The organism is Streptomyces sp. R44 (genome assembly GCF_041053105.1).
Lineage (GTDB): Bacteria > Actinomycetota > Actinomycetes > Streptomycetales > Streptomycetaceae > Streptomyces.
The window spans coordinates 4063150-4075112 of the sequence record NZ_CP163444.1; the positions used below are offsets into that span (position 1 = coordinate 4063150).

Consider the following 11963-nt stretch of genomic DNA (forward strand, 5'->3'; position numbering starts at 1 on the left):
CCTTCCCGTGCCCGCACCCAGGGTTTCCCCGGGATCGACCAAGGAGGCACATGCATACCAGGGAATCCGTCCTGGGGGAGGTGGATCTGGCGCTGATCCACGCACTGCAGATAGCGCCCCGCGCCAGCTGGACCCAGCTCTCCACCGTCCTCGCCGTGAGCCCCGACACCCTCGCCCGGCGCTGGGAGACCCTCACCACCGGCGGATACGCGTGGAGTTCGATGCTCAGCGCCCGCCGCGGCACGGAAGCCACCCTCTACGCGTGGGTCGAGCTGGAGTGCGTGGCCGGCGACGCCGAGGCCACCGCGGTCGAGCTCGCGGAGGATCCGTACACCCTAGGCGTCCACCAGGTGACCGGCGACTCCGATCTGATCCTGCTCGTCAACTGCCCCGACCTCCACGCCCTCGACGGCTACCTCGCCGGCCGGGTGCGGCGGCTCCCCGGCGTGCTGAGGGCGCGCACCCAGGTCGTCACCCAGCTGCACAACCGGCCGTACCGCTCGCGGATCGAGCAGCTCACCCCGGGACAGGTGCAGCACCTCGCCGAGCTCACCGGCGGGGAACGGCGGGTCCGGCCCCCCGCGCGCGCGTACCCGCACGTCACGGAGCTCGACCAGCGGATCGTCGCGGAGCTGGCGGGGGACGCCCGGCGCAGCGCCGCCGAACTGGCCCGGCAGTGCGGCACGAGCGAGTCGACCGTGCGCCGCAGGCTGGACGCCCTCGGCGCGGCCGGCGCCTGCCACCACCACTGCCTGCCGGCCCCGCGGTTCTCCGGGCGGCCGGTGTGGGCGCTGGTCACGGCGGACGTACCGCCCCTGGACGTGGCCGAGTCGGTGGCCGCGCTCGGCAGGCTGCGGCAGACCCGGGTGGTCACCTCGGTCACCGGGCGGCACAACCTGGCCCTCGCCATGTGGCTCGGCACCGTCGAGGAACTCCACGACGTGACGGCGGCGCTCGTGCGGGCGGCGCCGGCGCTGCGGATCACGGGCACCGCGGTGTCGTTGCGCACCCACAAGATCGGCGCGCAGGTCCTCGGCGCGGACGGGCGGCGCACCCACCACATCAGGCCCACGACCGCCCCCTGACAGCGCGCCGGGGGCGTGCTCTGATGGAGGCATGGAGTTCGCCGTGTTCGTGACGCTGCCCGGTCTGGTCATCCTGCTGACCGTGATCGCCTTCGCCGACCAGTTCCTCCGCATGACCGGACGCGGCAAGCGCACCGGCCAGCTCTCCTCGACGGGCTTCGAGCAGCTGCACGCCACCTTCTCGCAGGGCAAGCAGAACGAACTCAAGGAACGGCAGAGCGCCCTCGTGCTGCGCGACGACGAGGAGGACGGCGCCCCGCCGCGCCACTCGACGGTGGACCTCGGCGGCGGACGGGCCGTCATCCGCATCCAGCGGTGACGCGGGTGGGGCCGGGCGGGAAGCCCGGCCCTGGCATCAGGCCGGGCGGGTCGCCTTGATCGAGTACATCAGGGGGATGCGGGGGCGGTCCGCCGGGAAGCGGTAGTAGCCGTCCTCGTGCCGCTGGAGGGCTCCGTACCGCGGGAAGAGCGAGGCGTCGTGCTCGTGCAGGAACTCGATGCGCAGGCCCGCCTTCGCGAGCGCCGTGACGACCTCGCCGACCGGGTGCACCCACTCCACGCTGCGGTTGTTCACGGTGACGGCGTCGAGGTCGGCGTACGTCCCCGGGCTGGTGTCCACCCACGGGTCGCGGACGAAGTAGTCGTGCACGACCCGGCTGCCGGTCTCGTCGTCGAGCGAGTCGGTCAGCGGATGGAACTCGGCCACGTAGAGGAAGCCGCCCGGGGCGACGAGGGAGGCCGCGGTCTCCGCCCAGCGGTCGAGGTCGGGGAGCCAGCACAGCGCCCCGAGGCCGGTGTAGACGATGTCGTACGAGGCGTCCGGGACGGCCTCGGCGGCGTCGTACACGTCGGCGGCGACGAAGGCGGCCCGCTCCTGCGGGAGGCCCAGGTCGGCGGCGAGCGCGCGGGCGGTGTCGACGGCCGGCTCGGAGAAGTCCAGGCCGACGACGTGCGAGGCGCCGTGCCGGGCCCAGGAGAGGGTGTCCAGGCCGATGTGGCACTGGAGGTGCAGCAGGGAGCGGCCCGTGACGTCGCCGACCTCCGCGAGCTCGAAGTCCCGCAGGGCGTCCTTGCCCGCGCGGAAGGCGTCGAGGTCGTAGAACTCGCTGGCGGCATGGATCGGGACGCGCTCGTCCCACTTCGCGCGGTTGGCCTCGAGCCAGTCCTCGGGCGTCGGAGAGTACATGCCGGGGAGGTTATCCACAGGCTGCGGACGACGCGACCCGTTTGTCGGCGGCGCGGAGCATGATGGTTGCCATGACTACCGAGAGCAAGCACAGCGACGCCCCCGTCTGGGAGCAGCGCTTCCGGGCACCCCGCGTCTCCCTGCCGGAATGGGCCGAGGAGGCCCCGGACCGCTCACTGTTCGTGTCCAACGCGACGGGGACGTACGAGCTGTACGCCTGGGACCGGGCGAGCGGTGAGCAGCGCCAGGTCACGGACCGGCCGAACGGGACGACGGACGGCACGCTGTCGCCGGACGGCGCCTCGATCTGGTGGTTCGCGGACACCGACGGGGACGAGTTCGGGGTGTGGATGCGCCAGCCGTTCGCGGGCGGCCCCGACGAGCCGGCCGTGCCCGGTCTCGCCGCCTCCTATCCGGCGGGGCTCGCCATCGGCCGGGAGGGCACGCTGGTGGTGGGCCGCTCCACGGACGAGGACGGCTCGACGGTCCATCTCGTACGGCCGGGGGCCGCCGCCCCGGTCGAGATCTACCGGCACCGGGAGTCGGCCGGTGTCGGCGACCTGTCGTACGACGGCTCGCTGATCGCGATCGAGCACACCGAGCACGGGGACGCGATGCACTCGTCGCTGCGGGTGCTGCGCGCCTCGGACGCGGGTGTGGTGGCCGAGCTCGACGACACCAAGGGCGGCACGGAGGAGCTGGGCCTCACCGTCCTCGGTTTCGCGCCGCTGGCCGGGGACACCCGGCTGCTCGTCGGCCACCAGCGGCGGGGCCGCTGGGAGCCGCTGCTGTGGGACGTGGCGACGGGCACCGAGACCGATCTGCGGCTCGATCTGCCGGGCGACGTGTCGGCGGAGTGGTACCCGGACGGCTCGGGGCTGCTGATCGTGCACGGCTTCGAGGCCCGCAGCGAGCTGTGGCGGTACGAGATCGCGACCGGCGCGCTGGTCCGGGTGGAGACCCCGGCCGGTTCGGTGTCGAGCGCGACGGCCCGGCCCGACGGCTCCGTGGAGTACCTGTGGTCCTCGGCCGCCGAGCCGCCGGTGGTGCGGTCCACGGCCGGCGGTGTGGTCCTGGACCCGCCCGGCCCGAAGGCACCGCCGTCCGTGCCCGTGGCGGACGTGTGGGTGGAGGGACCCGGCGGCAGGGTCCACGCGCTCGTGCAGCGCCCGGCGGAGGGCGAGGGCCCCTTCCCGACGATCTTCGAGGTGCACGGCGGCCCGGCCTGGCACGACAGCGACGCCTTCGCCTCGGGCCCGGCGGCCTGGGTGGACCACGGGTACGCGGTGGTGCGGGTCAACTACCGGGGATCCACGGGGTACGGCCGGGAGTGGACGGACGCCCTGAAGCACCGGGTCGGTCTGATCGAGCTGGAGGACATCGCGGCGGTCCGCGCCTGGGCGGTGGCGAGCGGCCTCGCCGACCCGGAGCGCCTGGTCCTGTCCGGCGGCTCCTGGGGCGGGTATCTGACGCTGCTCGGTCTGGGCACGCAGCCGGACGACTGGGCGGTGGGTCTCGCGGCGGTGCCCGTCGCGGACTACGTCACGGCGTACGAGGACGAGATGGAGGCCCTCAAGGCGCTGGACCGGACGCTCCTCGGCGGCTCTCCGGAGGAGGTGCCCGAGCGGTACGCGGCCTCGTCGCCGCTGACGTACGTGGACGCGGTGAAGGCCCCGGTGCACGTGTCGGCCGGCGTCAACGACCCGCGCTGCCCGATCCGCCAGATCGACAACTACGTGGACCGGCTCGCGGCCCGGGGCGCGGTGCACGAGGTCTACCGGTACGACGCGGGCCACGGCTCGCTGGTGGTGGAGGAGCGGATCAAGCAGGTCGCCCTGGACCTGGACTTCGCGGCCAGACACCTGGGGACCCGGCCGTCGGAGGGCTGAGGCGGCTTGCGTACCGTGGGGGGGGTGTACCGGTTCCTGAGAACGCCCCGCTGGTGGGGGATCAACGTCTTCGTCCTCCTCGCGATCCCGTTCTGCGTGTTCATGGGGACCTGGCAGCTCGGCAAGTTCGAGGACCGCGTCGACTCCCACCGGGAGGCCGAGCAGCGGCCCGCGGCGAGCTCGCTGAAGGCCGAGCCGCTGGACTCCCTGCTGCCGGTGGACCAGGAGACCTCGGGCCGTTCGGCTCAGGCGCGCGGCCGGTTCGGGGAGCAGTTCCTCGTGCCGGACCGCGAGCTGGACGGCCGGACCGGCTCGTACGTCCTGACGCTCCTCAGGACCGATGGCGGCCGCTCGCTGCCGGTGGTCCGGGGCTGGCTCCCCACGGGCGCGAAGGCCCCGGCCCCGCCGACCGGCGAGGTCACGGTGGTGGGCGCGCTCCAGGCCTCGGAGAACCCGGGCACGAAGGGCGTCCGCGCGGCGGGCGGGCTGCCCGAGGGGCAGCTCGGGATGATCAGCGCGGCGTCCCTGGTGAACGTGGTGACGGACGACGTCTACGACGCCTGGATCACCCTCGCCGACTCCCCCACCGGTCTCACGCCGGTGCCGGCGGCGGCCGCGGCGGGCACGAGCCTGGACGCCAAGGCCTTCCAGAACCTCGGCTACACGGCGGAGTGGTTCGTCTTCGCGGGCTTCGTGGTCTTCATGTGGTTCCGCCTCGTCCGCCGCGAGGCGGAGGCCTCCCGCGACGAGGCGCTGGGCCTGTAGGACCGGCCGGTAAGACAGAGGGCCCGGAGGACTTCCGTCCCACAGGCCCACCCACCACCCGGTGCCGGCTCAGGAGCCCGCCAGGACTCCCGTCCGGATGATCATGCCCGCGCAGGCGTTCGTCACCACGGCCGAGGCCGTCGCGCCGCCCGGTTCCGCGGTGTGGCTGACCACGACGCTGCCGTCCGCCGGAGCGCCGTCCTCGTGGAGCAGCTGGGGAGCCATGCCGGCGCCCGAGCCCGCCTCCGGACCGGTGCCGGGGTTGGTGCCCGCGCCACCGGAGTCGGTGCCGCCCGCCCCGCTCGTCGGGTCGGTCGTCGGGGTCTGCGTCGGCGTCGGGGTCGGCGAGGGCGGCGGCTCGGTCGGGGTGGTCGGCGTCGGCGTCGGGGTGCCACCGCCGCCCGTCGGGCAGGTCTCGCTGGGGATCCAGACGAACTTCACCTCGTAGCTGGCCTGCGGCTTCAGGACGAGCGCGAAGGATTCCTGCGAGGGGTCGGGGAGCCCGCTGCCGTCGCCCGAGGTGTGCCGGGCGACCGAGATCCGCGCGGGGTCGGCCGCCCCGCGGGCCTCGAAGCCGACCGTGCCCGCGCCGTCGACCAGGCAGGCCTTCTCGGAGAAGTTGGCGATGCGGAAGGTGCCGTAGACCTTGCCCTCGGCATTGGCGGCCTCGGCGCCCTCCCGGCTGACGCCGAGCTGGCCGGCGGTGCACCGGGGGGCGCCGTCGGGGCCCGTGCCCTGGGACTGCTTCGGGCCGTTGCCGCCGGAGCCCGGGCTCTGCGGTCCGCCCGAGGCGCCGATGGCGCCGGGGCTCGGCGAGACGCCGCTCGCGGGGCCCTGGGAGCTCTTGCCGCCCTCGGTGCCGGTCTCGGAGCCGGTGCCGCCCTGGGCCTGCTCGCCGTGGCCCGCGTTCACGGAGTTGGTGGCGGAGAGGCCGCCCGACGCGGCGACGTGCACGAAGGCGGGGACGGCCGTGCCGATGAGGACGGCGGCGGCCGCGGCGCCGACGACGGCCTGCCGCTTGCGGGCGCGCCGCGCGGGCACGGCCCGGCGCAGGTGCTCAAGGGAGCCGAGCGAGGGCTCAAGGCCGCCGACGGCGTCCTGGAACAGCTTCCGCACCGCGAGTTCGTCGTCGCCCTCGTGGGGTCCGGGCTCGATCTTCACCATGCGCTGTCCACTCGGCTCGTCACGTACATCCAGGGCGTCAGGGGTCTCGGAGGCTCCGCCGTCCGTCTCGGCGGCATGCCTCTCGGGGACGTCGTCGCCGTCACGGTTCTCGTGGGCCACGCCGTCCCCGCCGGGTGCCTCGCTCATGTCGTCGCTCCCATCGCGACGCGCAGCGCCGCGATGCCCCGCGAACCGTACGCCTTCACCGAGCCCAGGGATATGCCGAGCGTCTCGGCGACCTGGACCTCGGTCATGTCGGAGAAGTACCGCAGGGCGAGCACCTCGCGCTGGCGCCGCTGGAGGCCGCGCATGGCCTTGATCAGGTCCTCGCGCTCCAGCTGCTCGTACGCCCCCTCCTCCGCGCTGGCCATGTCCGGCATCGGCTTGGACAGCAGCTTCAGGCCGAGGATGCGGCGCCGCAGCGCGGACCGGGAGAGGTTCACCACGGTCTGGCGCAGGTAGGCGAGCGTCTTCTCGGGCTCGCGGACCCGCTTGCGCGCCGAGTGGACGCGGATGAAGGCCTCCTGGACGACGTCCTCGCAGGAGGCCGTGTCGTCGAGGAGCAGCGCGGCGAGACCGAGCAGCGACCGGTAGTGGGCGCGGTAGGTCTCGGTGAGGTGGTCGACGGTGGTTCCGGCGGCCGGGGCGGCCTCGGCGCTCTTACGAGGCGAGGGGATGCCGTCCACGGAGCCGGTGCGGGATCCGGTGGGCACGGGGGCGATCACCGGCAGTCCGCCGAGCGCGCGGGGGCGTCTGAGCGGACGCACAGCGGAGCCGCGTACGGGTGCGCCGGCGGTGCTCCGCACGGGGAGCACCGCCGTGCCCCCGCCGCGCAGCGGGGCGATGGTCGCGATGTCGAGTACCTCTGCCACGCCTGTTGGACACGTTTCCCCCCGACAGGGTTGTACGCGTTCGCCACCCTTTTCGGCGGCGAGTTCTTCGCCCTCATGCGTAACCGTTCTCCCCCGATGCCCCGCTTTGAGCGTGTCCCGTGCCACACGGTCGTGGGTGCACGCAGAGACGCGCCCCGCCCAACTCTGGTTGCAGTACGGGGGAAGTGCATCGTCGACCACCGCATCACCGCAGTTCAAGAGGTATCTGACGCCTTTTTGCTCACAGGTCGTTCACAGATCCCACAAATCCGTGACAAGGGATTCCGCGATCTGAAGGGCATTCAGGGCCGCGCCCTTGCGGAGGTTGTCGGCGCAGACGAAGAAGTCGAGCGCGCGCTCGTCGTCGAGGGAGCGCCTGACCCGGCCGACCCAGGCGGGGTCGGTGCCGACGACGTCGGCGGGGGTGGGGAAGTCGCCGGCGGCCGGGTCGTCGTAGAGCACGACCCCGGGCGAGGTCGCCAGGACCTCGTGGGCGCGGCCGACCGGGACGGGGTGTTCGAAGCGGGCGTGCACGGAGACGGAGTGCCCGGTGACGACGGGGACGCGGACGCAGGTGGCGGCGATCCGGAGGCCGGGCAGGCCGAGGATGCGGCGGGTCTCGTCGCGGACGTGCTCCTCCTCGGAGGAGGCTCCGTCGGCGCCGGGCGTGCCCGACCAGGGGAGGACGTTGAGCGCGAGGGGGCCGGAGAAGGGGCCGGTGTTCTCGCCGACGGCCCGCCGTACGTCGCCGGGGTGGGTGCCCAGGTCGTCGTCGGCGGCGACCAGGCCGAGCTGGGCGCGGAGCGCGTCGACGCCGGCCTGGCCGGCTCCGGCGCCGCTGGCGGCCTGCTGGGCGGTGACGACCAGTTCGGCGAGCCCGAACTCGGCGTGCAGGGAGCCCACGGCGACGATCAGCGCGAGGGTGGTGGAGCCGGGTCCGGCGACGATGCCCCGGGGGCGTACCCGTGCGGCGTGCGCGTTGAGCTCGGGGACGACGAGCGGCACGTCGGGGTCGGCCCGGAAGGCCGCGGAGGTGTCCACGACGACGGCGCCCTTGGAGACGGCGACGGGCGCCCAGCGGGCGGCGACGTCCTCGGGCACCAGGAAGAGCGCCAGGTCGACGCCGTCGAAGACGTCCTCGCCCAGCGCGAGGATCTCGCACTCCTCCCCGCGCACGGAGGCCTTGGAGCCGGCCGAGCGCGGGGAGGAGACGAGGCGGATCTCGCCCCAGACGTCCGCGTGGTGCGTGAGCATCTGGAGCATCACCGAGCCGACCGCCCCGGTCGCTCCCACGACCGCGAGCGTCGGCTTCGGCGTCATCGGCCGGTGCCTCCGTAGACGACGGCCTCGTCCGAGTCGCTGTCCAGACCGAAGGCGGTGTGGACGGCGCGCACGGCCTCGTTGACGTCGTCGGCGCGGGTGACGACCGAGATGCGGATCTCGGAGGTCGAGATGAGCTCGATGTTCACGCCCGCGTCGGAGAGCGCGCGGAAGAAGTCCGCGGTGACGCCCGGGTTGGTCTTCATCCCGGCGCCGACCAGGGAGATCTTGCCGATCTGGTCGTCGTAGCGCAGCGAGTCGAAGCCGATCGCGGTCTTCGCCTTCTCCAGGGCGTCGATGGCCTTGCGGCCCTCGGCCTTGGGGAGGGTGAAGGAGATGTCCGTGAGGCCGGTGGAGGCGGCGGACACGTTCTGCACGATCATGTCGATGTTGATCTCGGCGTCCGCGACGGCGCGGAAGATGGCCGCGGCCTCGCCCGGCTTGTCCGGCACGCCGACGACGGTGATCTTCGCCTCGGAGGTGTCGTGGGCGACGCCCGAGATGATGGCCTGCTCCACCTTGCGGTCCCCTTGCGGCTCGTTGCTGACCCAGGTGCCCTGCAGCCCCGAGAAGGACGAGCGGACGTGGATCGGGATGTTGTAACGGCGTGCGTACTCGACGCAGCGGTGCAGCAGCACCTTGGAGCCGGAGGCGGCGAGCTCCAGCATGTCCTCGAAGGAGATCCAGTCGATCTTCTTCGCCTTCTTCACGACGCGCGGGTCGGCCGTGAACACACCGTCGACGTCGGTGTAGATCTCGCAGACCTCGGCGTCGAGCGCCGCGGCGAGCGCGACGGCGGTGGTGTCGGAGCCGCCGCGGCCCAGCGTGGTGATGTCCTTCTTGTCCTGGGACACACCCTGGAAGCCGGCGACGATGGCGATGTTGCCCTCGTCGAGGGCGGTGCGGATCCGGCCCGGCGTGACATCGATGATGCGCGCTTTGTTGTGGACCGAGTCGGTGATGACACCGGCCTGGCTGCCCGTGAACGACTGGGCCTCGTGGCCCAGGTTTTTGATCGCCATGGCCAGCAGGGCCATGGAGATCCGCTCTCCGGCGGTCAGCAGCATGTCGAACTCACGCCCGGCAGGGATCGGGGATACCTGCTCGGCGAGATCGATCAACTCGTCCGTCGTGTCGCCCATCGCGGAAACCACGACGACCACCTGGTGGCCGTTCTTCTTGGCGTCCACGATCCGCTTGGCGACGCGCTTGATGCCTTCGGCATCGGCAACGGAGGAGCCTCCGTACTTCTGCACGACAAGGCCCACGTGCGCTCCTCGCTCAGTCTGTGCCGCAGCCGGCGCTGCGATCGGCTCAGTCTATCGAGGGACCCGGAAACGCCACCGTGATATCGCATGGTGAGACGAGCGGCTCAGGGAGTGATCATCGGCGGGTTGTCGACCATCGGTCGGCGATCTGTCGGTACGCCCCGCCACGGTGGGACCACAGACAGCACCGAGCAGAGGAGCCGATCATGGACGAGACCCTGGTGGACCGGATGCGCGCCTACCTGGACGCGGGCCTCGCGATGGACGTCGAGGCACTGGACGCGACGTACGACCCCGCCTTCGAGAACGTCCGCTGCGACGAGGAGGGCCGGACCGTGACGCTCACGAAGGACATGTTCATGGGCCGGTTCCGCGCCCTGAAGGCGCGGGGCGTGAGCATCGGGGAGTCCGTCGACGACGCGACGTTCCTCACGACGAGCACGTACGACGCGTACGGCTCGATCGTCATGCGCCGCGTGCAGGACGGCCTGCCCGTGTTCTACACCTTCGTCTGGCGGCGCGCCCCCCACGGCGGCTGGGGGACGCTGCTGCGCGAGTTCACGTACGAGAAGGACATCAGCGCCCTTCTGAAGCTCACTGCCTGAAGCTCACTGCCTGAAGCTCAAGCTCACTTCGCGAGCGGGCGGCCGCGCAGGCCCAGGGGGGTCGCGATCTCCTCCAGCATCACGCGACCCGCCTCCTCGGCGAGGTCGTCCTCGGTGAGGTCCTCGTCCGTGTCGAGGCCGTCGAGGGCCGCGAGGGGCTGGTCGAGGCGGACGTGGGCGACGAGGGACTGAAGGGCGCGGAGGGTGGCCGAGGCGGTCGGGCCCCAGTTGGAGAAGTACGAGAACTGCCACCACCACAGCGCCTCGCTGGTGCGGCCCGCCCGGTAGTGGGCGAGGCCGTGGCGCAGGTCGGTGACGATGTCGGCGAGGTTGTCGGAGATCCGCGCCGGGACGGGGGCCTTGCGCGGCTCGTACGGGTCGAAGACCTCGGAGAACACGTCGACCGGGTCCAGCATCACCGCGAACCGCTCGCGCAGCTCGTCGACGTCCGGCTCCGGGCCCGTGTCCGTCTCGTACCGCTCGTCCGGGACGATGTCCGCGTGCGCGCCGAGCCGGCCGCCCGCCAGGAGCAGCTGGGAGATCTCCAGGAGCAGGAAGGGGACGGCGCTGTCCGGCTCGTCGCCCTTGGCGACCTCGGTCGTGGCGACGATGAAGCTCTCGATCGAGTCGGAGATCTGGACCGCGAAGTCGTCCGGATCCTGCGTGACGGAGTGCAGTGTGGCGTCAGACATCGAGCAGCCTCCCTGAGAGCGCACCGGCCCTGTCGTCATACATCTAGCAGCCTCCGCCCCTCGAAGGCACGGCCGAGGGTCACCTCGTCGGCGTACTCCAGGTCGCCGCCGACCGGGAGGCCGCTCGCGAGCCGGGTCACCCTGAGCCCCATGGGCTTGATCATCCGCGCCAGGTACGTCGCGGTGGCCTCGCCCTCCAGGTTCGGGTCGGTCGCGAGGATCAGCTCGGTGACGGTGCCGTCCGCGAGCCGCGCGAGCAGCTCGCGGATGCGCAGGTCGTCCGGGCCGACGCCCTCGATCGGGCTGATCGCGCCGCCGAGGACGTGGTACCGCCCCCGGAACTCGCGGGTCCGCTCGATCGCGACGACGTCCTTGGGCTCCTCGACCACGCAGATGACGGTCAGGTCGCGGCGCGGGTCGCGGCAGATGTTGCACTGCTCCTGCTGCGCCACGTTCCCGCAGACCGCGCAGAACCGGACCTTCTCCTTGACCTCCAGGAGCGCGTGCGCGAGACGGCGGACGTCCGTGGGCTCCGCCTGGAGGACGTGGAAGGCGATCCGCTGCGCGCTCTTGGGACCGACGCCGGGCAGCCTGCCCAGTTCGTCGATGAGGTCCTGAACCACGCCTTCGTACACCGGAACGCCCTTCTCGGGAGTGCTTGATTCTTACGGTAGTGGCTGGAAGCGAGCCTTAGAAGGGCTTCAGAAGCCCAGGCCCGGCATCCCGCCCATGCCCTGGGTCAGCGGGCCGAGCTTGGCCTGCTGGAGCTGCTGCGCGTTGTCGTTGGCGGCCTGGACGGCGGCGACGATCAGGTCGGCCAGCGTCTCGGTGTCCTCCGGGTCGACGGCCTTCGGGTCGATGACCAGGCCGCGCAGCTCGCCGGAGCCGGTGACCGTCGCCTTGACGAGACCGCCGCCCGCCTGGCCGTCGACCTCGGTCGCGGCGAGCTCCGCCTGCGCCCGGGCCAGGTCCTGCTGCATCTTCTGGGCCTGCTGGAGGAGCTGCTGCATGTTGGGCTGGCCACCACCGGGGATCACGGTCACTCACTCCTGCTGGTCGGAACGTCCTGGTCATCGGAACGTCGGTATGCCGAGCCTACGTGCTCCTCGACCGGGGT

Annotated in this window: 13 protein-coding genes; 5 read left to right on the forward strand and 8 right to left on the reverse strand. The window is 72.4% G+C overall.

What is annotated here, in order from left to right; translation table 11 throughout:
* The first annotated feature begins 50 nt into the window (after window positions 1-50).
* Both AB5J54_RS18675 and AB5J54_RS18680 read left to right on the forward strand, forming a co-directional pair.
* Window positions 51-1085, forward strand: a complete 1035-nt coding sequence (locus AB5J54_RS18675) for an Lrp/AsnC family transcriptional regulator (RefSeq protein WP_369145048.1) — start codon at window positions 51-53, stop codon at window positions 1083-1085.
* Window positions 1086-1116: 31 nt separating this feature from the next.
* The gene (locus tag AB5J54_RS18680; RefSeq protein ID WP_369145049.1) at window positions 1117-1404 is read left to right on the forward strand and encodes a DUF6191 domain-containing protein; all 288 of its coding nucleotides are present in this window, start codon (window positions 1117-1119) and stop codon (window positions 1402-1404) included.
* A 36-nt stretch (window positions 1405-1440) separates the two neighbouring features.
* Here the strand turns inward: AB5J54_RS18680 and AB5J54_RS18685 are convergent, their stop codons facing one another.
* Window positions 1441-2271, reverse strand: coding sequence for a class I SAM-dependent methyltransferase (locus tag AB5J54_RS18685; RefSeq protein ID WP_369145050.1), 831 nt, complete (start codon window positions 2269-2271; stop codon window positions 1441-1443).
* Between the two features lie 71 nt (window positions 2272-2342).
* Between AB5J54_RS18685 and AB5J54_RS18690 the strand changes: the two genes are divergently transcribed.
* Together AB5J54_RS18690 and AB5J54_RS18695 are read left to right on the forward strand one after the other, a co-directional pair.
* Window positions 2343-4160, forward strand: coding sequence for a prolyl oligopeptidase family serine peptidase (locus tag AB5J54_RS18690; RefSeq protein WP_369145051.1), 1818 nt, complete (start codon window positions 2343-2345; stop codon window positions 4158-4160).
* Between the two features lie 24 nt (window positions 4161-4184).
* Window positions 4185-4925: an SURF1 family protein gene (locus AB5J54_RS18695; protein ID WP_369145052.1), complete on the forward strand. Its 741-nt coding sequence runs from the start codon at window positions 4185-4187 to the stop codon at window positions 4923-4925.
* A gap of 69 nt (window positions 4926-4994) precedes the next feature.
* Here AB5J54_RS18695 and AB5J54_RS18700 read toward each other — a convergent pair whose 3' ends face one another.
* The 4 genes from AB5J54_RS18700 to AB5J54_RS18715 form a co-directional block, all read right to left on the reverse strand.
* Window positions 4995-6236 (reverse strand): hypothetical protein, encoded by a 1242-nt coding sequence (locus AB5J54_RS18700; protein WP_369145053.1) that lies wholly within the window; start codon window positions 6234-6236, stop codon window positions 4995-4997.
* Complete coding sequence (locus AB5J54_RS18705; RefSeq protein ID WP_369145054.1) at window positions 6233-6961, reverse strand: SigE family RNA polymerase sigma factor; 729 nt, start codon at window positions 6959-6961, stop codon at window positions 6233-6235. The genes AB5J54_RS18700 and AB5J54_RS18705 overlap by 4 nt, the downstream gene beginning before the upstream one ends.
* Before the next feature lie 252 nt (window positions 6962-7213).
* Window positions 7214-8281, reverse strand: a complete 1068-nt coding sequence (locus AB5J54_RS18710) for an aspartate-semialdehyde dehydrogenase (RefSeq protein ID WP_369145055.1) — start codon at window positions 8279-8281, stop codon at window positions 7214-7216.
* On the reverse strand, window positions 8278-9549 hold the full coding sequence (locus tag AB5J54_RS18715; protein ID WP_030323500.1) for an aspartate kinase: 1272 nt from the start codon (window positions 9547-9549) through the stop codon (window positions 8278-8280). Before AB5J54_RS18715 ends, AB5J54_RS18710 begins: the two co-directional genes overlap by 4 nt.
* Window positions 9550-9755: 206 nt before the next feature.
* Between AB5J54_RS18715 and AB5J54_RS18720 the strand changes: the two genes are divergently transcribed.
* Entirely contained in the window at window positions 9756-10154 is a 399-nt protein-coding gene (locus AB5J54_RS18720) for a hypothetical protein (protein WP_369145056.1), read from the forward strand.
* 23 nt (window positions 10155-10177) lie between these two features.
* Here AB5J54_RS18720 and AB5J54_RS18725 read toward each other — a convergent pair whose 3' ends face one another.
* The 3 genes from AB5J54_RS18725 to AB5J54_RS18735 form a co-directional block, all read right to left on the reverse strand.
* Complete coding sequence (locus AB5J54_RS18725) at window positions 10178-10846, reverse strand: DUF5063 domain-containing protein (RefSeq protein ID WP_369145057.1); 669 nt, start codon at window positions 10844-10846, stop codon at window positions 10178-10180.
* A 35-nt stretch (window positions 10847-10881) separates the two neighbouring features.
* Window positions 10882-11481: a recombination mediator RecR gene (recR, locus tag AB5J54_RS18730; protein WP_188271073.1), complete on the reverse strand. Its 600-nt coding sequence runs from the start codon at window positions 11479-11481 to the stop codon at window positions 10882-10884.
* 66 nt (window positions 11482-11547) lie between these two features.
* Complete coding sequence (locus tag AB5J54_RS18735) at window positions 11548-11883, reverse strand: YbaB/EbfC family nucleoid-associated protein (RefSeq protein ID WP_369149388.1); 336 nt, start codon at window positions 11881-11883, stop codon at window positions 11548-11550.
* Window positions 11884-11963 lie beyond the last annotated feature (80 nt).